Source organism: Paenibacillus solanacearum (assembly GCF_910593845.1).
In the GTDB taxonomy this organism is placed as follows: Bacteria; Bacillota; Bacilli; order Paenibacillales; family NBRC-103111; genus Paenibacillus_G; species Paenibacillus_G solanacearum.
On the sequence record NZ_CAJVAS010000003.1, the window covers coordinates 147,298 to 170,687 of the forward strand.

At 51.0% G+C, this 23,390-nt stretch carries 18 protein-coding genes; 15 read left to right on the forward strand and 3 right to left on the reverse strand.

Going from position 1 to position 23,390, the window contains the following annotated elements; genetic code table 11:
- The first annotated feature begins 107 nt into the window (after positions 1-107).
- From KXG62_RS05065 to KXG62_RS05080, 4 genes are all read left to right on the forward strand, one after another.
- Positions 108-1,595, forward strand: coding sequence for a carboxylesterase/lipase family protein (locus tag KXG62_RS05065; protein ID WP_218090842.1), 1,488 nt, complete (start codon positions 108-110; stop codon positions 1,593-1,595).
- An 84-nt stretch (positions 1,596-1,679) separates the two neighbouring features.
- Positions 1,680-3,515 carry an ABC transporter ATP-binding protein gene (locus KXG62_RS05070; protein ID WP_218090843.1) on the forward strand — a complete coding sequence of 612 codons (1,836 nt, stop codon included), beginning with the start codon at positions 1,680-1,682 and terminating at the stop codon, positions 3,513-3,515.
- Positions 3,484-5,226, forward strand: coding sequence for an ABC transporter ATP-binding protein (locus tag KXG62_RS05075; protein WP_218091031.1), 1,743 nt, complete (start codon positions 3,484-3,486; stop codon positions 5,224-5,226). The genes KXG62_RS05070 and KXG62_RS05075 overlap by 32 nt, the downstream gene beginning before the upstream one ends.
- Positions 5,227-5,300: 74 nt before the next feature.
- On the forward strand, positions 5,301-5,693 hold the full coding sequence (locus KXG62_RS05080) for a nuclear transport factor 2 family protein (RefSeq protein ID WP_425517331.1): 393 nt from the start codon (positions 5,301-5,303) through the stop codon (positions 5,691-5,693).
- 150 nt (positions 5,694-5,843) lie between these two features.
- Here the strand turns inward: KXG62_RS05080 and KXG62_RS05085 are convergent, their stop codons facing one another.
- Positions 5,844-6,476: a CGNR zinc finger domain-containing protein gene (locus tag KXG62_RS05085; RefSeq protein ID WP_218090845.1), complete on the reverse strand. Its 633-nt coding sequence runs from the start codon at positions 6,474-6,476 to the stop codon at positions 5,844-5,846.
- A 95-nt stretch (positions 6,477-6,571) separates the two neighbouring features.
- On the opposite strand from KXG62_RS05085, the gene KXG62_RS05090 reads away from it, so the two are divergent.
- Genes KXG62_RS05090 through KXG62_RS05100 form a run of 3 tightly spaced genes read left to right on the forward strand, consistent with a single transcriptional unit; the run spans position 6,572 to position 9,727 of the window.
- Positions 6,572-8,161 (forward strand): MFS transporter, encoded by a 1,590-nt coding sequence (locus KXG62_RS05090; RefSeq protein ID WP_218090846.1) that lies wholly within the window; start codon positions 6,572-6,574, stop codon positions 8,159-8,161.
- A 31-nt stretch (positions 8,162-8,192) separates the two neighbouring features.
- Positions 8,193-9,140: a serine hydrolase domain-containing protein gene (locus KXG62_RS05095; RefSeq protein WP_218090847.1), complete on the forward strand. Its 948-nt coding sequence runs from the start codon at positions 8,193-8,195 to the stop codon at positions 9,138-9,140.
- Positions 9,128-9,727: a hypothetical protein gene (locus KXG62_RS05100; protein ID WP_218090848.1), complete on the forward strand. Its 600-nt coding sequence runs from the start codon at positions 9,128-9,130 to the stop codon at positions 9,725-9,727. The genes KXG62_RS05095 and KXG62_RS05100 overlap by 13 nt, the downstream gene beginning before the upstream one ends.
- Before the next feature lie 93 nt (positions 9,728-9,820).
- On the opposite strand, the gene KXG62_RS05105 is transcribed toward KXG62_RS05100, so the two are convergent.
- Complete coding sequence (locus tag KXG62_RS05105; RefSeq protein WP_218090849.1) at positions 9,821-11,125, reverse strand: MFS transporter; 1,305 nt, start codon at positions 11,123-11,125, stop codon at positions 9,821-9,823.
- Positions 11,126-11,341: 216 nt separating this feature from the next.
- Here KXG62_RS05105 and KXG62_RS05110 point away from each other — a divergent pair, with 216 nt between their 5' ends.
- The 6 genes from KXG62_RS05110 (at position 11,342) to KXG62_RS05135 (ending at position 17,572) form a co-directional block, all read left to right on the forward strand.
- Positions 11,342-12,292, forward strand: a complete 951-nt coding sequence (locus KXG62_RS05110) for a LysR family transcriptional regulator (RefSeq protein WP_218090850.1) — start codon at positions 11,342-11,344, stop codon at positions 12,290-12,292.
- Positions 12,293-12,472: 180 nt separating this feature from the next.
- Positions 12,473-13,087, forward strand: coding sequence for a PH domain-containing protein (locus tag KXG62_RS05115; RefSeq protein ID WP_218090851.1), 615 nt, complete (start codon positions 12,473-12,475; stop codon positions 13,085-13,087).
- Between the two features lie 262 nt (positions 13,088-13,349).
- Positions 13,350-14,348, forward strand: a complete 999-nt coding sequence (locus tag KXG62_RS05120) for a hydroxyacid dehydrogenase (RefSeq protein ID WP_218090852.1) — start codon at positions 13,350-13,352, stop codon at positions 14,346-14,348.
- Between the two features lie 89 nt (positions 14,349-14,437).
- Complete coding sequence (locus KXG62_RS05125) at positions 14,438-15,553, forward strand: type I phosphomannose isomerase catalytic subunit (RefSeq protein ID WP_218090853.1); 1,116 nt, start codon at positions 14,438-14,440, stop codon at positions 15,551-15,553.
- Positions 15,554-15,810: 257 nt separating this feature from the next.
- Positions 15,811-16,422 carry a uridine kinase family protein gene (locus KXG62_RS05130; protein WP_246627310.1) on the forward strand — a complete coding sequence of 204 codons (612 nt, stop codon included), beginning with the start codon at positions 15,811-15,813 and terminating at the stop codon, positions 16,420-16,422.
- Between the two features lie 193 nt (positions 16,423-16,615).
- Positions 16,616-17,572 carry a 3'-5' exoribonuclease YhaM family protein gene (locus KXG62_RS05135; protein ID WP_218090855.1) on the forward strand — a complete coding sequence of 319 codons (957 nt, stop codon included), beginning with the start codon at positions 16,616-16,618 and terminating at the stop codon, positions 17,570-17,572.
- A 170-nt stretch (positions 17,573-17,742) separates the two neighbouring features.
- On the opposite strand, the gene KXG62_RS05140 is transcribed toward KXG62_RS05135, so the two are convergent.
- Entirely contained in the window at positions 17,743-18,780 is a 1,038-nt protein-coding gene (locus KXG62_RS05140) for a LacI family DNA-binding transcriptional regulator (RefSeq protein ID WP_218090856.1), read from the reverse strand.
- Between the two features lie 223 nt (positions 18,781-19,003).
- Between KXG62_RS05140 and KXG62_RS05145 the strand changes: the two genes are divergently transcribed.
- Complete coding sequence (locus tag KXG62_RS05145; RefSeq protein WP_218090857.1) at positions 19,004-20,290, forward strand: ABC transporter substrate-binding protein; 1,287 nt, start codon at positions 19,004-19,006, stop codon at positions 20,288-20,290.
- A 21-nt stretch (positions 20,291-20,311) separates the two neighbouring features.
- Positions 20,312-23,326: an FAD-dependent oxidoreductase gene (locus KXG62_RS05150; RefSeq protein WP_218090858.1), complete on the forward strand. Its 3,015-nt coding sequence runs from the start codon at positions 20,312-20,314 to the stop codon at positions 23,324-23,326.
- Positions 23,327-23,390: the final 64 nt, after the last annotated feature.

A 23,390-nucleotide genomic window follows, 5' to 3' on the forward strand; every position in this document is an offset into this window, starting at 1 on the left:
AGGATACGTAGTATCGGTTGTGAAAGGAGACTTCAAACCACGATAACGTACTGGAAATCGCCGAAACGTCTATATCAAATCAATTTAATTAAAAGGAGTTGACTTCTATGACAAAGGAATCTTGTATCGTACAAACCTCTCTTGGTTCCCTTCAAGGGGTTCGAAGGAATGATGTCATTCAGTTTCGTGGTGTTCCATATGCCGACGCGCCCGAGGGGGAGCATCGCTTTTCTCATCCACGCCGCGTTTCTGCTTGGACCGGAATTCGGGATGCAAGCCGTCATGGCTTTATTGCACCACAACCGCCTTCTCCATTACGTCAAGCCATCGGAGAAGCTTCTGAACCGCCTCAAGGGGAAGATTGCCTATCGCTCACAATCTCAACCCCTGCCATCGACCAGGAAAAACGCCCTGTTGTTGTTTGGGTGCATGGCGGACATTATATGACTGGATCTGGATCGCTGGACTGGTACGATGGAGCGGAGCTTTCCAAGGACGGTAATCTCGTTACCGTAGGCGTCAATTACCGGCTTGGAGCTTTTGGATTCTTGCATTATCCGGGAGTTAGCGATGGGAACATGGGGATTTTCGATATTCTCGAAGCTCTAAAATGGGTTCAAGATCATATTGCTCATTTTGGCGGCGATCCTGACCATGTCACCATCATGGGGCAATCCGCGGGGGCCCATGCCATTATGTGCTTATTGGCCATAGGAGAGGCACGAGGTCTCTTCCGCAGAGCAATTCTACAAAGCGCGCCCGCAAGTCTTGCTCCATTGTCAGAAGAAAAAGCATTTGAACGTGGAAGCCGGCTATTGGAAATCTTGAATGTGAATCAGAGGGATCCACAAGAAATTACCGCCCAATTGAATACCTTATCACCTGCTCAAATCATTCAAGCATCGGAAAAATTGGCTCAGGAAATTGCGCGCTTTGGTCAAATTGCTCTCCCTTTTATGCCTGTTTTTGATTCTCTTTCCACGACGGATCGGTTTATTGAGATGGCTGCAAAAGGTGCCGGCGAAGCAGGCATTGATCTCATTATGGGTACCAATAGAGAGGAAGCAAATATTCTTTTAGGAAACGTAAAGACTCTCGATCCGGCTTTGGTTAACGAACGTTTCGTTGCCTTGACCGGGAAAGAAAATGCAATCGAGCGTTACCGCTGGCGGCGGCCCGGTAGTGCGGCAATCGCTCTAGTATCTGACTTGATTACGGACTATATGTTCCTGCTCCCCACTCTAAGGCTAGCATACGCAGTTCATAAAGCCGGCTCACGTGCTTGGGTATATCAGTTCGATTGGGCACCGCTCGGATCTCCTTTTAAAGCGTGTCACGGCTTAGAACTGCCATTTATATTCGGAAATTTCGAATCGTACAAGGATGTACCGATATTGCAAGGGGCAGATCCAACAATTGTTAGTGATTTAACAACTGTTATGCGCAAGGCATGGATTGGATTTATTCAAACAGGCAATCCCGGTGTTTACGTCCCATGGCCAGCTTATGAGCCGGTTCAGAGACAAACCATGCGATATGCTTCTATTGTCGGTACTGTAGGTGACTTAGCGGAGATAGCTCGCTTCCATACATGATAGAGATATGCAATCTGTCACTCGATGAAATAATTCGAGTGACAGGTTGATTTTCACCAAACAGTTCGAAGGGGGGAGAGATCAATGACAAATAAAACGGGGATGGCTCGACTATTGGAAATCGCCGGAGAGAAGCGCGGACTGATGATCGTCTCGGTCCTGTTATCTTCGCTTAGCGCCGTTTGCATGCTGGTGCCTTACGCTTCCGTCTTTGTCATTTTAAAAGAGTTATTGGAGCACGCAGCGTCCCCTGCTTCGGCAGACGGAGCGAAAATGATCCGTTTTAGCTTTATCGCTTTAATCGGCCTGGTAGCCGGCTTGGCCACGATGTATGCAGGGGGAATGGTTTCTCATATCGCCGCCTTTCGTATTCTTTACGGTCTCAGGGTCAAGCTTGCAAGCCATATCGGCAAGCTTCCGCTTGGCTGGCTGAATGGTACGTCGACGGGGGCCGTCAAGAAAACGCTGGAACAAAACGTGGAGAAAGTGGAAATGTTCATTGCTCACCATTTGCCCGATCTCGTTCATGCTGCTGTGACCACGGTTCTGATGATCGCTGTGATGTTTACGCTGAATGTTTGGTTGGCTCTAGCGTGCTTCGTGCCGATTGTTCTCGCGTTTGCGGTTCAGATCGCGCTGATCAGCGGACCGAAGACGAAAGAAAATCTAAAGCTTTGCCATGATTCGCTGGAACGGATGAATGCTTCTGCCGTCCAGTATGTTCGGGGAATGCCGGCCGTTAAGGTATTTGGGCAAACCGTGCAGTCGTTTCGTCAGTTTTATCAGGACATGCTTCGCTACCGTGACTACGGTGTGAAATTAACGGATCAATTTCAATACGGATCCTTGATTTTCAAGGTGATTCTCGGTTCACTTGCCGCATTTATTCTACCTGTTGGCGTGTTTTTATTGAGCCGGGATCCGGGCAACATCGCCTTCGCCTCCGTTCTGCTGTTTTTCCTTGTCATGGCTCCAGGGATATCTACCCCGATGTTTAAAATCATGTTTTTGGCTGAAACGCTCAGAGATATTGATGAGGGGGTCCGGCGTATAGATCGTATACTAGTGGAAGGAAATGTGTCGGAGCCTGAACACCCGATACGGCCAACTTCATTTGATGTTTCATTCGATCACGTATTTTTTTCTTATGGAACGGAGCCTGCGGATACGGATGTCCTTGCTGACATTACCTTTACCGCTCGCCAAGGGGAAGTGACAGCGCTCGTCGGTCCGTCTGGAGCGGGCAAATCGACCATTGCTAATCTGGTGCCTCGTTTTTGGGATGTGAACACGGGAGCGGTCCGCATTGGTGGAGTGGATATCCGTGAAATCGCGACCGCTGATCTGATGAACATCGTCGCGTTCGTGTTTCAGGAATCGTTTCTGTTTTACGATACTGTGTATAACAATATTGCGGTCGGACGCCCGGATGCGTCGCCGGAAGAAGTGTATGCCGCGGCGAAGGCAGCGCAGTGTCATGCGTTCATCGACGAGACCCTTCCTTTTGGGTATAACACGTTGATAGGAGAAGGGGGCGTTTATTTGTCCGGCGGGGAAGAACAGCGAATTTCTGTAGCCAGGGCAATCCTGAAAAACGCCCCCATCCTCGTACTTGATGAAGCGACGGCATTTGCCGATCCGGAGAACGAGCACGAGATGCAGCTGGCGTTGAAAGCACTGATGAACAACAAGACGGTCATCGTCATCGCTCATCGCCTGTCCACCATTCAGGATGCGCAGCAAATTCTCGTGATGGAAAGCGGGAGAATCGTCGAGCGGGGAAGTCATGAAGCTCTCCTTTCAGCTAATGGCTTGTATGGAGGCATGTGGCGTTCCTACTGTCATGCGACACAATGGCATTTGGGCAAAGGGGGGGCGGCCAATGAACATGAGCATGCTGCGCAACATCACGGCAGATAATCCGCGATCTCTTGTCAAACCGGTTTTGTACACGACCTTGGCCAATCTGGTTGGCTTAATCCCTTTTGCGCTGTTGGTGGAAGCGGCGAGATTGATCTTTATTCCATTTATTTATCCCGATACGCCACTCGATTCAGTTCGGCTCTGGTTCGTGTGCGGTGCTCTGGCGGTTTCTCTCGTTCTCTTGATGGCTTGCGAAGTCCCCGCCTATCGTGCACAATACCGCGATGCATACAGCGCGGCTGCGGACGGACGATCGCGGCTGGCCGAACATTTGCGCAAGTTGTCGCTTGGGTACCTGAACAAACGGGATCCGGGCGATCTGGCCAATAGAATGGTGGGCGATTTTTCGATGCTGGAACACGGCATTTCCCACTTGATTCCGCAGATGATCGGTGCCGCCGTCATGCCGGTTGTCGCCCTGATTGGCTTGTCTTTCCTCGACTGGCGTCTGGCGCTTTCCCTGTTCGCGACGCTGCCGGTAGCTATCTTGCTGGTGCTCTTGACGTCGGGCATCCAACGTAAACTCGGCTCGAAGCATATAAGGGCCAAGATGGATGCTTCCAGCAGACTGCAAGAATATTTGAACGGAATCCGGGTGATTAAAGCTTATAATTTGACCGGAGAACGTTTTGTCCGGCTGGAACGGTCATTCAAGGAGTTGATGCGGCAGAGCATCCGTCTCGAAGGGACGATAGGGCCGATTGTGCTGAGCGCGATTGCCTGTGTTCGTGCCGGTCTTACCCTGATGATCATGGCTGGCGTTTATCTGCTGACAGGCGGAAACTTGGACGTTATCACATTCGTAGCTTTCCTGATCATCGGAACTCGTATTTTCGATCCATTGACGACAGCGCTCGCCGGTTACGCGGAGTTTCGCTATCTTGAACAGGCGGGCGAACGCATCGTGCAGCTTTTGCGGGAACCGGTTATGCGAGGAGAGAGGCAGCCTCCTGCGATTCATGATGTCGTATTGAAGCAGGTTACGTTTAGCTATAATGATCAACCGATCTTGCGAGATGTGAGCGTAAGCATGCCGGCAGGCTCCTTCACCGCATTGGTCGGCCCTTCGGGCAGTGGCAAAAGTACCATTCTTCGGCTCATCGCCCGGTTTTACGACCCGGAACAGGGAATGGTAACGATGGGCGGGGAGGATGTTCGTGCCATGGATCCCGAAGCATTGCTCAGAAAAGTATCTATGGTCTTTCAAGATGTGTACCTCTTTCAGGATACGATTGCAGGCAATATCCGGTTCGGGCGGAGCGACGCAACGCGCGAGGAGATCGAGGAAGCAGCGCGCCTTGCTTGTTGTCATGATTTTATCCTGAAGCTGCCAAACGGTTACGACACGATGGTAGGCGAAGGCGGAAGCACGCTGTCGGGCGGTGAAAAACAGCGAATTTCCATTGCCAGGGCGATATTGAAAAACGCGCCGATCATTCTGCTCGATGAAGCAACGGCTTCGCTCGATCCTGTGAACGAAGCCGAGATTCAGAAAGCGATCGATCGACTGGTGCAAGGCCGAACCCTCATCGTAGTCGCTCACCGACTCAAGACCGTACAGCATGCAGACCAAATTGTTGTACTGGATCATGGTCGGATTGTAGAGCTAGGCTGCCATGACGAATTACTCTCGTCAAATGGCTTGTATGCCCGGCTATGGCAACGCCAACATGGTGCGGGCGAGGGGTGCGACTCTGTGAAGATATGATGGTAACAACCCCAAAACTCTTGACATCGGCTGGAGTTTTGGGGAGAATCTTTATCATCTTTTTTTAAGGGGCGATGATTCATTTGATTAGTTCAGAGGCAAAAGAAATCATTGAAAACTATGTTGAAGCGTATAACTCGTTTGATGTCTCGGGGATGATTAAGCTCTTACATCAGAACATCCTGTTCAGAAATTATGCGAATGGTGAAGTTAACACGGAGACCAAGGGTATCCAAGCGTTTAGAGAGCTGGCCGAAAAGTCGACTATGACTTTCTCTAGCCGTCGTCAGAACATAACGGATTATAATGTTACAGACGACAAAATAGAAGTATTCATTGATTATGAAGGGATACTGGCCGTTGATTTGCCGAACGGATTAAAAACGGGAAACAAGGTGCAACTCAAAGGGAAGTCAGTATTTAAATTTGAAGAAGGAAAAATATCACTAATTGAAGACTACAGTTGATTAACAAGGTCCCCATAGGAACACTCGGAGGACTGAACAGGCTGTCGATGGTCCCCTGTTGCGGTCCTCTTTGGGTTTCGGTCAACAGCTGGCCCACAGAAGTGGGGGAGGCAAATGGAGGCCAGCCATCGAAAGGCAATCGGGCCATGTTTAGCTTTTGGAACGTTGGCGTTTGCGGAAAGCCGCCACACTTTCGCGATGAGCGCATACCTCGGAACAGTAACGTTTGGATTTATTCTTGGATGTGTCGATAAAAACTTTCTGACAAGAAGCAGAAGCGCAAATTCCGAATCTTGCCGTTCCGAACTCAATCAGTACAAAAGCGAGCCCCATTGCAGTCGTTGTAGCCAGCCAATGAGCGCATCCGTCCTCCTCCGATTCAAAATGCAGATGGTAGGGTCTATGGTGCCAGCTTATTCTTGGTGTCGCCCCGCTAATGCGCAGTTGCTTGTTCAAGAGCTCCGCCATATCCTGTGCTTTCTGTTCTCTTGCCAGCTCGAACACCGTGCGCAAAGAATTTCTGAGAGAATGGACGATCTCAACATCCTCTGAACGAACAGGCCACGACTGAACGGTTTTCCGATGAACGTCGATCACGGCATCTCCATCTAATCCTCCATTTGACTCCGATACCAAATCTAGGACATGCTTCTCGCTCACGACGAGAAATTGCTTCAATTCTTCAGGCGTCGACAAGCTGTCCGTCTCCGTGACGGGGCAGAGCGTATTAATGAGGTCAACCGCGAGGCGAACGGATAACGACTCGTAATAGGTAAAATTCATTTGACATGTCACCACCATCTATTTATAATCGTTACATACAATAGTATTTTAGCATGTTACATCTTTAATTAAAAGCGGTTGATGGGGGAATGGCTATGTCGGCGATCGATAAGGCGGAGAAGGCTGCGGAGAGAAAATGGTGGGCGCTCGTCGCCGTATGTCTCGGATTATTTATGGCTTTACTGGATGTTACGATTGTGAATGTCGCTTTGCCAACGATACAAAGTGATCTTCAAACGGATTTCTCCGGATTGGAATGGGTACTCAACGCTTATACCTTAGTATTTGCCGTGGCGCTGGTTACAACAAGCCGGTTGGGCGATATATTCGGGCGAAAGACGCTGTTTATGTTGGGAATAGCGGTATTTACAATCGGATCGCTGTTATGCGGATTGTCCGGCGATATTACGATGCTGAATTTGTCCAGAGGCATTCAGGGTCTAGGTGCGTCTGCAATGACGCCTTTATCGCTGGCTATAATCTCGGCGACATTCAGCGGGAAGCAGCGCGGGATCGCAATCGGGATATGGGGCGGCGTAAGTGGATTGGCTACGGGGATCGGCCCGGTCATCGGCGGTATTCTGGTTAAGCATATTGGGTGGGAATCCATCTTCTATGTGAATATACCCGTCGGAATCGTCGCGATTCTACTGTCGTTATGGGCGATCAAGCAGTCCAAGGACGAGTCTGCGGCTCGCCGAATCGATCTGTTCGGGTTCATCGCATTCACCGTCTTCATGTTCTGTCTCATCTACGGATTGATTCAGGTCAACCATGAAGGCAACGGCTGGACCTCTCCGGAGGTGTGGTGGATGCTTGGCATTTCCATTCTTGCTCTCTTCGTATTCATCGTAGGTGAGCTGCGGTTGAAGCACCCGATGGTCGATCCTCGCTTATTCAAGATTCCCAGCTTTACCGGTTCTGCGATTGCCGCCTTTTGTCTGAGCGCGGGAATGTATGCGTTGCTGTTCAATCTCAGTATTTACATGCAAAGCTTTCTCGGCTTGGATGCACTGGAGACAGGCGTCAAGCTCATCGCGTTTACCGCAATGGCTCTGCTATTCAGTCCGCTGTCCGGTGCATTAATGGGCAAAGTAAGCCCCAAAGGGCTCGTCGTTGTATCTATGGCGTTGCTGGCGATCGGGGTTTATTCCATGTCCTTCCTATCGAAACATAACGATCCTGCTGAATGGATTGTTCTATTACCAGGATTTATTATTGCTGGAATTGGCAGCGGCTTGATCAACCCGCCTATCTCTAATCTGGCAATCGGAACGGTACCGGTGCAACGAGCGGGTATGGCATCCGGCATGAGCAATGTGGCTCGTCAGATGGGAGGCGCATTCGGAGTTGCCCTCTATGGGGCCATACTGTCCAGCCGCTTCACCTCGCTTGTCACGGATAGAATCCAGTCATTGCAAGACGACCAGCTTTCCGAATCGGCGAAGGGGCAAGTGATTCAAGCGATTGAGTCGGCAGGCCCGCTTGTAGGCAGCAACGGTCTGGCAGGCATGGAACATGATATGATATTTCAAAACGATCCGCTGTTTGACTCCTACCGTGAGATTGCCCGCGCATCTTTCGTGGACGGAACGATTGACATTATCAAGATCGCCGCTGTGATTCTGGCCATCGGTGCCGTGCTTTGTCTTGTTTTGATTCGCAAGAAGGATTTGCGGCATTAATATAAAAAGGACCAAGAACAGGTGAAATAAAATGAGAATGAGAATGATAGCAACAATCTTGTGTGGACTGTTCATCTTCCCTCTATTCAGTTCAGCGCGAAGTGATGGAAGTATGCAAGTTGAGGGATCTGGAACATCAGTCTTCACCGAAGTGGATGCGTATATTGCTCATGAGATGACACGACAACGTCTTCCGGGGCTGGCTCTCGGGATTGTGCAGGGGGATCGCATTCTTTACCTTAGGGGATATGGTCAGGCCGATTCATCCGGTCGGCCGGTAACACCTGAAACTCCTTTTGGAATAGGATCGATCGGCAAGTCGATTACGGCTATGGCCGTTCTGCAGCTTGCCGAAGAAGGGAAGATCGACTTGGACGCGCCTATACAGCGCTATATCCCCACCCAATATAATGGTGCGAAGTTCATTACTGTACGTCAATTACTTAATCAAACAAGCGGGTTCTCCCAAATCTCAACTTTTAGCAACACGTTGTCAAGTATCACCGTTCAGGATCAAGATGCTCTAGAGAAAAATGCCTTATCTTATGCGAAAAAGTTTTTAAAGAGATCCATTCAAACCGTGCAACCCTTCAGGTATTCGAACGCAAACTATGTACTGCTCGGTTATATTGTGCAACAAGTATCCGGCCAGTCCTATGGGGACTACGTGAAGGAACACATTTTCAACCCTCTATCTATGCAAGACAGCTACGTTACGCTTGATGAAGCGACTGCACACGGACTGGCTAAGCCCCATCGTCGAATATTTGGATACAACGTTCCCTATGAAGGCCCCTATATTTATATTCCAGGAGATGCGCCGGCAGGCTACCTCTATTCGAGTGCTAAGGACATGAGCCATTACTTGGTTGCCCAGATGAACGGAGGCCGATTCGAGGATGATTCCGTTCTCTCCCAGAAAGCACCCGCCTTATGCATACCGAACCTGTTCCGGGAACGTATGCCATGGGTTGGATGACTGATCATATTAACGGTTTACCGGTTATCGGTCAGCCGGGCGGCTCAATAGGATTTCAGGCGCAAACTTATATTGTTCCGGAACAGCAGTTGGGAGTTATCGTGTTCGCTAATGTACTGGATGCGATCGATGCCGCGTGGCCCAACAAAACACACCTCATTACGACTACCCATATCGCCTCCGGGATCATAAACATACTGGATGAACAACCTATTGGAGGGTCGGGTCTAAGCATCTCGCAGAAATACTGGGTCGTAAATGGACTATTATTCATACTCAGCGTATGGTTATTATATACGACCTTTAGAACTGCGAAGCGCTGCCTTGGGCCGTGGAGTCCTGACAATTCCAACCATACTAAAATATCTATCAAAGTTATGTCAAGAATTATTCTGAATTTTGCGGGTCTGTTTCTTGTCCTAATGTTGAGTATGACTCAAGTCGTTCCGGTATGGCATATTGCCACAATTTATCAGCCGGACCTAATCCTTTGGCTGAAGATAATGACTGTACTTATGGCACTGAAGGGAAGCGTGGAAATGACCCGGTTGGTTCGAACAATAGGCATTGACACGAATTACAAATGAAAGGACCCCGATTTCCGCTGTATATCGGAAATCGGGGTCCTCTCATTTAATGGCATTAACGCACATGAAGCGTGTCGTTATCGGGCGTCTGCGTCAGCCCGAACCTGCTTGCTTCTGCGATGCTCCCGAGTCCAGCGGCGGCGGGGCGGAAGGTGCTTCAGCAGCAGCGGCGGCAGTCTCGGTACTTGCCAAGGGAGCCCGATGCGTGCTGTACACCGCGAAGCCGAGCATGGTAGCCAGCAGGATGCCGCCGCCCGTATAGAAGGCGGCCGTCAGTCCGAATGCTTGCCCGAGCAGTCCGAACATGGCCGGTGCGGTCATTTGCGACAGTCGGTTGGTCAGCAGCCGCAGTCCCATCACTTTACCGCGCTCGGTTTCCTTCGTTTCCTCCACCATAATCATGATCGTAACCGGCAAGTTCATGCCGATGGAGCTGCCGAGCAGGAACGTCAGCATGGCGATGCCGAGCAAATGCAGGGACGCCATAGGGATGAAAAGCAGGCAGGCGGAAGCAATGCAGCCAGCGATGAGCAGAATCGTCTCCAGCGCCGCGAGCTTCATCAGCCTCCCCAGCATGAAGCGGGAGACGAACCCGGACAAGCCCATCAGCGAGATGACCGAAGAAATGACCATGGCGGTGTAGCCGTGACTGTTCAAATACAGCGGAATGAAGCTGGCGTACAACGCCTGGATGAACATGATCAGGAATGTGCCGACCAGTCCGAACTGAACGCCTCGATGACGGGTCAGATGAAGACCGCTGACATAGCTGTTCAGCATCTCTTTGGGCTGGAACAAGTCCCTGGTTTTGCCAAGCTGTCTGGCATCGCCCGGTGCGCGGATCAGCAAAATGAGGACGTAGCAGACGGCACAGACGATAAGCGAGGCCAGAAAGGCGGAACGGTAACTCCACAAGGATGAGCCGGTCTGCGTGACAACCAGTCCGCCAATTAGCGGACCTACCATATTGCCGGCGGAGTTCCACATGGAGAACCGGTTAATGTTTTTGTTGCGGCGTTCCTTGTCCTGTTCTCCGTCCGATGCCAGCACTTGAAGCGATGAAGCCATAATGATCATGCTGGTGCCCAGCAGCACTTGCGAGATCGCAAGGATCGGCAGTGTGGTGCTGAAGGACGTCATCGCGAGGGAGAGAATCAGCAGCAGACAGCCGATCTTCGTCATCTTCATCGGACCGAGCGTATCGATCATTTGCCCGATCGGCATCGCGATAAACATCGGAACCAGCCCCCGAAGCGTCACAATGAAGCCGATTAATGCGGTGGAAGCGCCCAGCGCTTCGGCGTATAACGTAAAAAACGGCTGGGCTACGGACATGACCCCGAAGAAAATGCCCCCGCCGTAAATGCCGACGGCCCGCACCGCCTTTTCCATATTCATAGCAGGTCACCTTCTCTTTTTCTTGTGCGAGCACTTGTATTGGCGAGCGCGCAGGTATATCCTACAGAGGAAGCCTGCTTGCAGTATTTATACTATGGAGATTGGCAAGACAAGTAAATGAGGGAAAATGAATAAGCTTATTCATTTTTTGAATATCGTATACTCCGCATTGGCTGTAAGCCGAAGCGTTCATTATTCTGGAAAAGGAGACGCGAGATGACCTTCGATCAAATCTTGACCTTCGTGACCATCTACCGTCTCGGCAGCATATCCAAAGCGGCGGAGAAGCTGTTCCTGCCGCAGCCTACCGTGTCGCACCGGATCAAGCAGCTGGAGAGGGAGCTCGGCAAGCCGCTGCTCATACGCGCGAACGGCACCGTCCGCTTGTCGCAGGAGGGCCATGCGTTCCTGCCTTATGCGCTAAGCGCGCTGTCGGCGCTCGATCAAGGACGCGAAGCCGTCGAGCAGGTGAATCAGGGGCTGAAGGGGACGCTGTCGCTGGGCTGCAACAATTCGTTTGCCGGCACAATTCTGCCTTCGATTCTGGAGAGCTTCATGGCCGCGCACCCAGGCATCGCGCTGAAGGTCCACTGCTACTCGACGGAGGAGCAGATCAAGATGCTCAAAACCAAGCAGATCCAGATCGGCATTACCCGCTATACCGCCAATGACCCCGGAATTACGTTCGAGCTGCTCTACGCGCACCCGGCTTATGCCGTTCTTTCCCGGGAACATCCTTATGCGGCACGCGATGCGCTCAGCCTGCAGGACATATTGAAAGAAAAGCTGATCCTGTACGAAGCCGACAGCCTGTACCGGCAAAAAATCGACCTCACCTTCAAAGATCTGAATATGCTGTACGATCCACATTACGAAACGAATAATTTGCAGCTGATCAAATGCTGGATCAAAAGCACAATGGGCATTTTTCTTTCTTGCCCGCTGTATATGCAGCCTGAGATCGAGTCGGGCGACATGGTGGCGATTCCGATCGAGAGCAATCCGTTTCCGCTGAATCAAATCTTTCTCGTGTACCGGGAGGAGCATCTGAACAGTCTGGATCGTCTGTTTATGAGGCATGTCGAACAGCAGATGGAGATTAACGAGCCGGTCGGTTCCGATAATAGCGGGGATGGAGAGAGCTTCACCGACACATGTACATCGTAATTGCAGATGTCACGGAACGCGCGCGGGTTGCCGCGGCGTCGATCGTACAGAACATGGCGTTCGTTATTGCCGACGCCAATACGCAGGGCAGCCCATATTGCCATTCCCATGATCGCCCTATACAATAGAGGCTGTGCACGAAAGTGTTCGTAATCTTTTTCACATGGGAGGATGAGCATTGTGTTTAAAAAGCTGGCGGCGGATGCACTGGGATTAAGCGATATCGGCAAAGTTATCGATCGCAAGGACTTCGATAAAGTCGATGCGGATGATTATGTCATGCATGAAGACGGGGAGAAAATTTACTTCATCATCAAGTCGAAGAAGGACGAATACTGCTTTACGAATCTGGCCTTGATCCATCTCGATGGAGAGAGCGCCATCAGCAGCAAGCGCGTTCTGAAGCGTTACAGCTACGCTGCCCATAAAATTTCGAAGGTGTACCTGGAAACGGCGGGGACGGTCGATCTGGACGCTGAGATCAAGTTCCATATCGGCGAAGCCAGCTTCTCGATCGACGTGGACAAGAGGCAGATCGAGCAGATCAAAGACTTGTATAAAGCATTGATCAAAATATCGGAAATCGTGTCGACGAACGACCGCCTGCTGGAATATGCCATGGAGAGCGTACAAATCGCCAAGGAGAGCGTCGGCCGCTTCTCCATCCAGAACGCTTCACCCGCGGAGCAATTCAGCGCGATCAACGAGGCTGCATACAACTGGATGAAATCCAAGCACACCGAGCATAAGATCAAGGACTTTGGCTCGGTATTCGAAACGTATATCAACCACTGATCGGTTGGTGGATATGATGAATGAAATCATGAGATCTGCTGCCTGCCGGGCAGCAGGTCTTTTCGTTATAGGCTGGAACCGGGGCTGAAATTTCAACAACAATGATCACGATCCGAAATATGCAGCGAGCCTAGCCAAATCCCCAAAAAAACACAAATGAATCTTACCATTTTCTTGTATGATAAATGTAGTCAATGAGCTGGGTATCGGGCGTAGGATCCATATTGAGGGTTGAAGTTACAGCTCAGGCAGGAGGTTTGTCATGCGAATCTTAATAACGGTATGGAAAAAAGAGCTGAAGGATTTGTTTTTTGGCGAAGAGGTACAGACCAAGCTGCGCGACCACTTTGAAGTCGATTGGGTGCCGGAAGGCGTTCGATACGAGGAAACGCAGCTGGAGCGGGAAATCTCCCGTTACGATGCCGTACTTACCTCCTGGGGATCGCCGAAAATCACTGCCAATGTATTGTCTCAAGCTGCGAATCTTAAGTTTATCGGTCATGCCGGAGGGACGCTTATTCCTTATGTCGACCCTGATGTGTTTCAACGGAATATTAAGGTCGTCAATGCCAATACGGCGCTGGCCAAGTCGACAGCCGAACTCGCCATCGCCTTAATGCTGGCAGGCGCATGGAATATTTGCGGGTATCGAGACGAGCTTCGATCTGGGATATGGGGCGGAAATGGGGGGACGGTAAGCGGATTGTACGGACAATCCGTCGGGCTTATTGGGATCGGGGAAGTGGCTAGGGAAGTCATTGCGCTGCTGCGTCCTTTTCACACCAAGATCCGGCTATGCTCTCCATATTGTACGCCCGATGAGGCTGAACAGCTGGGCGTTCAGTTATGCGGGCTGGATGAACTGCTGCGGGAAAGTTCTATCGTGTCTTTGCACGATACGTTAACGCCGGAGACCCGAGGGATGCTGGGCAAGGAAGAGCTGCGAAAGCTGCAGACGGGAGCTTTACTGGTGAACACGGCTAGAGCGGCATTGATTGACGAAGAAGCATTATACAACGAGCTCGCTTCCGGGAGAATACGCGCCGCGCTGGATGTATATTATCGGGAACCGCTCTCAGGCGACGATCCCTTCCTTCGATTGCCGAATGTCGTTTGCATGCCGCATATCGGGGCCTTCTCGGCATATTGGAAGTCTCAGCTCGCTGCCATGGTGATCGACGAATTGCTGCGGTTTACCTCGGGAGCCCCTTTGCTTCGAGAGATTACGCTGGAACGGTTTTTACGGATGACATCTCATTAGATAGTAGAGGCCAGCGATGGTAAGGTTAGTTTGTTATAAAATCGCTTTACGCAGCATGAGCTGCCAAAAGGATCGGAAGGAGTACTTCTATGGAACAGTCTGCATGGAGCCGGCAGCCGCTGAAGCTGTCGGCCAACCGGGTTTGGCGTACCTATACCGGAGGCCGGTTGATTGAAGAGTGGCAAGGGCAGGAGCGAGGGCAAGACAGCATGCTTCCGGAAGAATGGATCGCATCGGTCGTCCGGGCCAGAAATGCAGGGCGGGAGCATCTGGTCGAGGGCTTGAGCACGGTGGAGCTGTCTGACGGCAGGAAGGCATTGCTGCAGGATCTGATTCAATCGGAGCCTGCGAAGTTTCTCGGCGAGCAGCATGCGGCGGCGTTCGGAGGCGAGCCCGGCGTGCTCGTGAAGGCGCTGGATTCGGCGGAACGGCTGACGATTCAGGTTCACCCGGATCGCGCTGCGGCAAAGTCGATTTTCGGATCTCCATTCGGCAAGACCGAAGCGTGGTACATCCTTGGGGGACGGGAAATCGACGGAGAAGCTCCTTATATATTGTACGGCTTTAAGCCTGGAATGACGCGAGAACGATGGGAAAAGCTGTTCTGGGATCAGGATATTCCGGGAATGATGGAGGCGCTTCATAAAATTCCGGTTGAACCCGGACAAGTGTTTATTGTCGAAGGCGGGATGCCGCATGCGATTGGTTCGGGCTGCTTTCTGATCGAAATCCAGGAGCCGACCGACTATACGATCCGGGTTGAGCGCACCACCCCGGCCGGCCGGGAAATTCCGGAATTCATGTGCCATCAAGGCGCGGGCTTCGAGAAGATGTTCGACTGCTTCAAATATAATACGTACACGCTGGAGGAAGTGCTGACGAATTATCGGCTGGAACCGAAGGTACTGCACCATTCCGATGGCTATACCGAGCGGGCGCTGATTACTTACGGGACGACGGCTTACTTTGCCTTAAGCGCCATCAACATCCGTTCTGGTTCTTACCGCTTCGTGGAGGAGGATCGCTTCAGCATCCTGATCGCGGCCGCCGGTTCCGGACGGCTTGCTTGGGAAGAAGGGGAGCTGGAAATCCGGCAGGGGGATCAAATCTTTGTGCCCGCAAGCGTAACGTCGCTCTCGTGCAGCGCGACCCCAGGCGAACCGCTTCAACTGCTTCAATGCTTGCCTCCCGACGCTAGGGCATAAGCCCGTCACGCGAAGGGCGTTATATTCGCCTGCTGCCAGTAGTCGATCGGCTGCTCCGGTGAGGGTACAATAAATGATTAGTGAAACAGCAATAGTAAACATAATTAAAATTATGTAAACATATAATAGCTTAGCTATGCCATTCTATTTTTCATCGCCGTTTCTATGTTTACTTTACATGAAGTGTGCAGGCGAGCGTTATAAAAAATACGGAATGCACTCGAGCGCATAGGTATGGAGCGTGGTAGGACGTGGACATGAATCAGTCATCACATCGGTTAAAACAAGCCATTCAATCGGTTGTTTCCGTTGTTCAGCAGCGTAGGATTGGACGAACTTCTCCTTTCGTCGTGTCGCTGGATGGAGGAAGCGGAGCGGGCAAATCCACGTTGGCCGCGGCGCTCGTATCGCGGCTCGGTGCTGCAGTCATCCCGTGCGACGACTTTTTCGATGCAACGGTTACGGACGCGGAATGGGATTCATTCACGGTAGTACAGAAGTGTCATCGCTGCATTGACTGGCAGCGTGTTCGTAACGAGGCATTGCTCCCGCTGTTAGCAGGTAAGGCAGCTCAATATCGCCCTTATTCATTTTCATCCGGGAACGGATTGGCATTGCATTCGGTTGAGAAAATGCCTTCAGAAGTCATCATTCTTGATGGAATATATAGTGGTCTCCCTGAAATATCTGACCTTGTCGATTTCTCCATCCTTGTAGATGTATCGCCCGAGTTTCGCCGCCATAGGCATAATATACGAGAGGGGACGGACGATGCGGATTGGCATCTGAGATGGGACCCTGTCGAGGATTACTATTTTTCAGCTTTGCGTCCACCGGATTCTTATGATGTCATCGTAGTTAACGCCTAGCGCTCAATAGAACGGATGGACGGCAGCGAGGCGGATTCGTTCTAGTTCAGCGAAGGGGAATCCGTTGTCGCCGCTCGCTTCCATGGTGGAAGAGGGCGGCGTTATTTTGTGCGTTATTTCTTACCATGACAGGAGGCATAAGCTGTACGCTGTCGAATAACTTATAAATCATATGGTAAGGAGCGACAGGACAGTGACTTTGATTAAGACGTTTGCCGAAGGCGATGAAGTCGTAGGATTTTATTTAGTGAAGAAGGCAGAGATGAAGCAGACCAATACGACGCCGCCCAAGGATTACTTTGATTTTGTATTGGCCGATTCGAGCGGGGAGATTCCGGCGAAGCTCTGGGATGCTTCGGCTGTTGATAAAGAAACCTACTTTCCGATGATGCTGGTGAAGGTACGCGGGCTTGTTCAGATGTATCGCGACAAGCCGCAGATGAGAATAAACCGAATTCGGAAGTCTACCGAAGAGGACGGGTATGCGCTGACCGACTTTATCCGATCGGCGCCGATTCAACCTGCAGATCTGGTAAATATGATTAAACAAACCGCTGCGGGTATTCAGGACAGCGAGTATAGAAGCATTGTGGAATTCTGTATCCGCAAAGTAGAAGACCGGCTGATGCATTACCCGGCCGCGAAGGGAATGCATCACGCGTACTTTGCCGGACTGGCCTATCACATTTGCCGGATGCTGGAGCTCGGCGAATTTGTGGCCAAGCAGCGTCCATTCCTTAATCGTGATCTGATCAAAGCCGGCATTATTCTGCATGACATCGCGAAACCGGAGGAGATGAATGCAGAGTATGGAATTGTGACGGATTACAGCATGAAGGGGAAGCTGATCGGACATATTTCATTAGCGGCAAATTGGATTATCGAAGCTGCTATTGCGCTGGGCCTGGATCCCTCGCATGAGAAAATCGTCATCCTTCAGCACTTGGTTCTTTCGCATCACAATCTCGGGGAATGGGGCAGCCCCGTTCAGCCGCAAACGCCCGAGGCCGTAGCGCTGCATTATATCGATACGCTGGATGCGAAGCTGCAAGCCGTTGAGGATGCGATCGATTCGACGCCGGACTCGGAGGACTGGACGCCGCCACTGAGAATTATTGAAAATAAGCCGATCTATCGGATGAGAACCTAAATCTTGCAAGCATACGATGGTATCCGGCGTCTTAGATTGCATGTGCTATCGATTCCGTCGCAGTAACCAGTACCATAGAGCGAGGAGTTGTCTTCATAAGGGGCAGCTCCTCTTTGCGCTGTCTGCCGTGAAGCATGACGGATCATTCCGCCTTTAGAATAGGTGTCAGTCTATATGAATCGAACGGTTTTTCCTTTATGAAATTCGCCTTGTATACGAATATGCTCGTACGGAACGCTCGGATTTCCGATTCGCCACAGCATCCTGTCCACGGCTCTCTCGCTCGTTTCCTTAACGGGCAATACGGGCCTGCTCAGGTCGGTAATGATCTCTTTCTTGATCGTTTCCAAGGCGATCAGCGAATAGTCATCCGGTATTTTTTTGCCGAGCTGTCCGCACACCTTAAACACCAAAGACAGGTTGCCGATCAAGCCGCACATAAATCCAGTTGGTTTGTACGTTGCGAGCTTATCGGCAAATATGCGCATCCATTCTTCTTTGCTTCCGACATAGTGGTTCATGTGCATATCCGGATCCGGCTTCAGGCCATGTTCCTGCATCGCTTCGTTAAACGCATTCCAACGCTGCTTGAATCCTCTCTGCTGATCAATGTTTCCGATATACATGATGTTCCGGTGACCCATGGAGTAGTAGTAATGTACGGACTGATAAATGGCGCTTGTCACGTCCCATATGACGCTGTCGACTTTGGCGTCCGGAGGCGGGAAGTTGACCATCATCTTGGGCAGCCTCAATTCCAGCAGCTGCTGCTCGAACGCAAACGGCAGTCCCGGAGGAAGAAAGATACCGTCTGCATAAAAAAGGCCATGCTTTTCTGCCCATGCAAAGGCTGAAAGCTCCTTGATAGCCGTTCCTGAAAAGGTCAGCGTTTCCAGTAGGTGCCCGAAATCTTCCATTCGCTCGCGAATGCCATTGCGCAGCTGCTGCGTAATCATCATCGGCGAGTCCGAATCTTGAATGAATACGAAGCGGAATGGCTTGGTATGGAACACCGGTATTCGGTCGACAGCCAAGCTTATTTGCTGCTGTTTCGTAATGTAGCCAAGCTTTCTTGCGGTGTCGAGCACGATTTTCCGGGTTTCTTCCGACATTCCGGGCAGTCCTCGAAGCGCTTTGGAAACCGTATGGGCCGACAGCCCCAGGCGCTCGGAAATGGTATGTAACGTGACGGTTTTTTTACGTGGCATCGACGCATCCCTCCGGCAGCGAAAAGTAATACGTAATACAAACGAAACTACGCGATTGAATCTATTTGTATTTGTAATTGTAGCACAACGGCGGCATTCGGATCATATGATCGTCTGATAACAGGTTTCCGGTAATGCGTAATAAAAACGAAACTAGAACGCAAAATCCAAGCGGTTATAAAATCAAAGTGTAAGCGGATACAAATCGAGGGGGGAGAAGGCAATGTCCAGAAAGCTTATGACGAATAATGCCGTCATTCTGTTCGTATGTGCGATAATCGGCGGCTGCGGAGGGAGTGCGCCGGCGGCAAATGACGAGGTAAAGGCCAAGGAGCCGGTAACGCTTAATTTTTTCGCCGGTCAAAATGTATTTGTCGACTTTGAGAAATTCATAGCTGAACCGATTAAGGCGAAATATCCTCACATTACCCTTCATCTCATCAAGAATGAAAAGGGATCGGATTATGGACAGCTGATCGCGACAGGCACGACGCTCGACATTATTTATGAATCGGCGGCATTTACGGTAGACAAGATTATGACAAACGGATTGGAGTATGATCTGGACGAATTGATGAAGAAGCACAAGTTTGATTTGAATCAATTTGAACCGAATGTGCTGGCTCAATCTCAAAATTCCAATGTCGGGAGAAAAATTTATGGCTTACCGTTTCTCGTCAATAAGTATGTGATGATTTATAACAAAGATGTTTTTGACCGGTTTGGCGTTCCGTATCCTAAAGACGGCATGACTTGGGATGAGACATACGAGCTTACGAAAAAGCTCAGTCTTTCCGATGGCGGTACCGATTATCGTGGGTTTAACACTACACCGAACTTGATGATGCTGAATAATCAATTATCGGTCAGCCCATTACATGTCAAAGAAGACCGGGCTGAGATCTTGACGGATAACTGGGTTAAGCTGATGAACAACTTGAAGCGATTTTTCGAGATCCCTGCCAATAACACGGTCTTGCCTATCGATGATTTCTCCAAGGGGCACATCGCGATGACGGTGCATAATACGAATCCGATCGCGAATTGGCAAAGTTCCAGTCCGGATCTGAAATGGGATATCGTGTCAGCTCCGGTGATGAAAGAGAAGCCGGGCATCGGCTTCAAACCGGCGACGCTTGCGCTGTTCATCGGCAAAACGTCGCAGCATAAGGATGAAGCATTTCAAGTCATTCAAGAATTGGTGTCGGAAAAAATCCAGTTAAACATTACGAAGCAAGGCTTCGGCTCGCCGCTTGCCAGTCAGCAGGTTAAACAAGCATTCGGACAAGACGTACCGTTGTGGAAGGGGAAAAATACGAAAGCGATCTATTTCCTCAAGGATGCCCCGGCTTCTGAACCGCGAGCGGATGGATTGACCAGTGTCGACGTCAATTTCACCTCGACCTTCAATAAGCTGGTTAAGGAAGGACTGGACGTGAATACCGCTCTGCGTCAGCTTGAGGAAGATCGGAACAATGCGATAAAGACTGCTAAATCGGATGCGAAGTAAAGGAAGGAGAGCGAATTCACAATGAAGAATAGCGTTCGAACGTATGATGTTATCGTCGTCGGCGGAAGCATAGCCGGTTGTTTTACTGCACAATCCGCAGCGAATCTGGGATTGAAGGTGTTGCTTATCGAAGCCAGAACTTATCTCGGAAGAGAAGTGACCTCAACGCTGCGCCCCTGGATCAGCTGCTTGGGACGGGAGGATGCGGATCAGGAGCTTATGGAGCTGCTAGCATCCGAGGCATCGTTCGATTCGGTGGCTGCTGAAGGAGAGTTTCCGCTTAGCTTGGGGCGAATGAAGAAACGTCTGCTTTCCAAGCTGAGAAGCGCAGGAGTTCAAGTTCTGTTCATGTCCGGACCTGCGGGCATCCTCACTTCGGCAGGTGGCGTTCGCGGCATTGTAATCGCGAGCAAGAGCGGCTTGCAGGCTGTTTTGGCGAAAACCGTCGTCGATGCTACGGAGAACTGTGCCGTTGCCCGGTTGAATGGCGAAAGCGACTTTACGCCCCGGAGACTGACGGTGAAACGAACCATTGAGTTCCGCGCAGTGTCCGCATCGGTATGCGATGCGATCAGCTTGCCGGAGTACGTAGGAGCTGCCGACAACCGGCTTGTTCTTCACCGCGGAAGTTTGGGAGAGGGGCATTGCTTTGCCGAATTCGCTTTAGAAGTGGATGCAGTTGAAGGGGATCACGCAGAAAAAATGCAGTGGGAGCTGGAGGCCAGGCGCGTAACGGTTCGAATCTGCGAGTACTTGAAACAGCATGAGACCTGCTTCCGGGATGCGGTGCTGCTCCGAACGTCCAGCGAATTATGGCATTTCTCCGACGATATAAACAGGATTACCGATCGTAATTTGATCGTACTCAACACAGACACGCAATGGTTTGAAAACCAAAGCTTCCTGACACTGGGCAAGTTGCGCCAACAGGCTCGGCGAACGGCGGAGCAAGCATTTGCACGGATTTCCAGTCAAACGTGGTCCGTCAATGAGGATGAGCTGCGAGTTCGTATGGGGCCGCTTGAAGTGCCGTTCAACGAGCTTCTACCCACGCCGTGCCAGGACGTGTGGTCGGGGATTTCTTACTATTCGATGAAGCTGAAGCATTCGTCTTCGCTTCCGTCCTTGGGCGATTGTGACATTCTTGTAGCGGGCGGAGGCACCTCCGGCGCGCCGGCAGCGATCGGTGCCGCAGCTGAAGGCGTCCGGGTTACCTTGATTGAAGGCGGCAGCGCTCTTGGCGGGACAGGGACCGTCGGCGGAATCAATGTGTACTGGTTCGGTTACAAGGCTGGATTCACGGCGGAGCTTGATTCGAAAACGACGGCAATGACGAAGCGGATCAGCGGTCATTCCAGCGAAAAAATATGGAATATTGAAGCGAAAATGATGACTTATCTGGAGGAGATCGAGGGGAATCATGGCGCCGTGTTGTTCAGGACGATTGCAGTTGACGTACTGCAAGAGGACAGAACGATACAAGGTCTTGTCGTGCTGACGCCGGACGGCCTCGGACTCATCCATGCCGATATGGTGATTGACGCTACGGGCGACGGGGATGTGGCGGCTTTTGCCGGAGTTCCTTATCATACGGGGGACGAAAGAGGCGGCAATCTCCAGACGTTCAACCTATGTGCATGGAATGCCAAATCGAGTCTGGCTGGCGTCAATCTGGATCTCGGCGTGATCGACATCAGCAGCGTGTTCGATGTGACAAGGGGCATCGTCATTGGACATGATCACGGCAGCGACTACGATTTCAGCGCGTATCCGTCGGTGAGAGAATCCAGGCATATGGAATGCGAGTATACGTTAACGGTAGAGGATCTACTGACACAGCGTACGTTCCCGGATGTCATCGCCATTGGGCATACGGATTTCGATCAGCATGGACTGCAAAGCTCCGAATTCGCAAAGCTCGGATATTTGCCTTATCATCAGGACTGCAAGGAGCTAAGATTTCCTTTAAGAGCCTGCATTCCAAAAGGGTTCGATAATCTGCTGATTACCGGCAAAGCGTTCTCGGCTCAGCGGGATGCGTTTTCCTTCATGCGAATGCAGTCGGACCTGCAAAATATGGGCTATGCGATTGGTACTGCGGCGAGCATCGCCTTGAATCAAGGAAAATCGCCGGGGGGCATGGATTTGGGACCGCTGCAGAGCTTTTTACTGCGTAAAGGTATTTTACGGCAAGAGGACATCGAGCCAACAGGCCAGAACCGGTCGGTGGAATCGTACATTGCTGCAGCGGATGATGCGAATGAATTCCTTCAGTTAATCTGTATGCCGAAGGAAACTGTACTGCCGATGCTTCGGAAGTGCTATAGTGAGCCGGAATATCGGGGAGTACGTCTCCCGATCGCTATGGCGATGGCATGGTTTGGAGCTGACGATGGCATCGATGAGATGCTCGCCGGCCTGGAGCGGATCAAGCACACGGAACAGCAGGATAAGATCGATCGGCACGGGAGACCGGTTGGCGGATTTATCGATCAGCCGAATCCTTATTGGCAGGTGAACCAGTTGATTACGCTGCTAGGAAGGGCGGGAGATGATAAGGCGCTGACTGCCCTGTGCGCTATTGTTAACGATACGGATGCCGGAGGTCCTCCGCGTGAACATGCAAGACTGCATTGGAGGAGGATACCGAACTACGACCGGATCATTTGCCTATGCCACAGCATGGAGCAGCTTGCCGCAGGAAGGAAGACGCCTGCCGTTCGCGAAGCCGCCGAAGTGCTGGAGACGATGATGAAGAAGCCTCATTTAAGCGGCTATACGGCGAAGAATAGAGCAGATGGAGCGGGGAATTATGCTTCCGCTTACCTGGAGCTGGTCATTGCAAGAACGATGGCCAAGTGCGGGAGCGCGATAGGCGTTCGCATATTGATCGAATACTTGGATGATGTTCAAGCCGTGCTCTCCAATCACGCTCACTCGGAGCTCATGTCTGTCACGGGAAAGCGTCTTGGTAAATGCAGTGAGGAGTGGAGGGCGCTCTTTGATGCCGGATTTCGTACCGATATGAAACAATGATAACCGTTTCGATTCCGTTACTATCGATTGGCGGATTTCAATGAAACCGAACATTTGCTTATTA

Excerpts from the sequence above, each read along its gene's own strand:
- KXG62_RS05075 (WP_218091031.1), top strand. The coding sequence starts at position 3,484 with ATGAGCATGCTGCGCAACATCACGGCAGATAATCCGCGATCTCTTGTC.
- KXG62_RS05100 (WP_218090848.1), top strand. The coding sequence starts at position 9,128 with ATGGGTTGGATGACTGATCATATTAACGGTTTACCGGTTATCGGTCAG.
- KXG62_RS05150 (WP_218090858.1), top strand. The coding sequence starts at position 20,312 with ATGAAGAATAGCGTTCGAACGTATGATGTTATCGTCGTCGGCGGAAGC.
- KXG62_RS05080 (WP_425517331.1), top strand. The coding sequence starts at position 5,301 with ATGATTCATTTGATTAGTTCAGAGGCAAAAGAAATCATTGAAAACTAT.
- KXG62_RS05140 (WP_218090856.1), bottom strand. The coding sequence starts at position 18,780 with ATGCCACGTAAAAAAACCGTCACGTTACATACCATTTCCGAGCGCCTG.
- KXG62_RS05110 (WP_218090850.1), top strand. The coding sequence starts at position 11,342 with ATGACCTTCGATCAAATCTTGACCTTCGTGACCATCTACCGTCTCGGC.
- KXG62_RS05085 (WP_218090845.1), bottom strand. The coding sequence starts at position 6,476 with ATGAATTTTACCTATTACGAGTCGTTATCCGTTCGCCTCGCGGTTGAC.
- KXG62_RS05105 (WP_218090849.1), bottom strand. The coding sequence starts at position 11,125 with ATGAATATGGAAAAGGCGGTGCGGGCCGTCGGCATTTACGGCGGGGGC.
- KXG62_RS05070 (WP_218090843.1), top strand. The coding sequence starts at position 1,680 with ATGACAAATAAAACGGGGATGGCTCGACTATTGGAAATCGCCGGAGAG.
- KXG62_RS05090 (WP_218090846.1), top strand. The coding sequence starts at position 6,572 with ATGTCGGCGATCGATAAGGCGGAGAAGGCTGCGGAGAGAAAATGGTGG.
- KXG62_RS05095 (WP_218090847.1), top strand. The coding sequence starts at position 8,193 with ATGAGAATGAGAATGATAGCAACAATCTTGTGTGGACTGTTCATCTTC.
- KXG62_RS05145 (WP_218090857.1), top strand. The coding sequence starts at position 19,004 with ATGTCCAGAAAGCTTATGACGAATAATGCCGTCATTCTGTTCGTATGT.
- KXG62_RS05065 (WP_218090842.1), top strand. The coding sequence starts at position 108 with ATGACAAAGGAATCTTGTATCGTACAAACCTCTCTTGGTTCCCTTCAA.
- KXG62_RS05130 (WP_246627310.1), top strand. The coding sequence starts at position 15,811 with ATGAATCAGTCATCACATCGGTTAAAACAAGCCATTCAATCGGTTGTT.
- KXG62_RS05125 (WP_218090853.1), top strand. The coding sequence starts at position 14,438 with ATGGAACAGTCTGCATGGAGCCGGCAGCCGCTGAAGCTGTCGGCCAAC.
- KXG62_RS05120 (WP_218090852.1), top strand. The coding sequence starts at position 13,350 with ATGCGAATCTTAATAACGGTATGGAAAAAAGAGCTGAAGGATTTGTTT.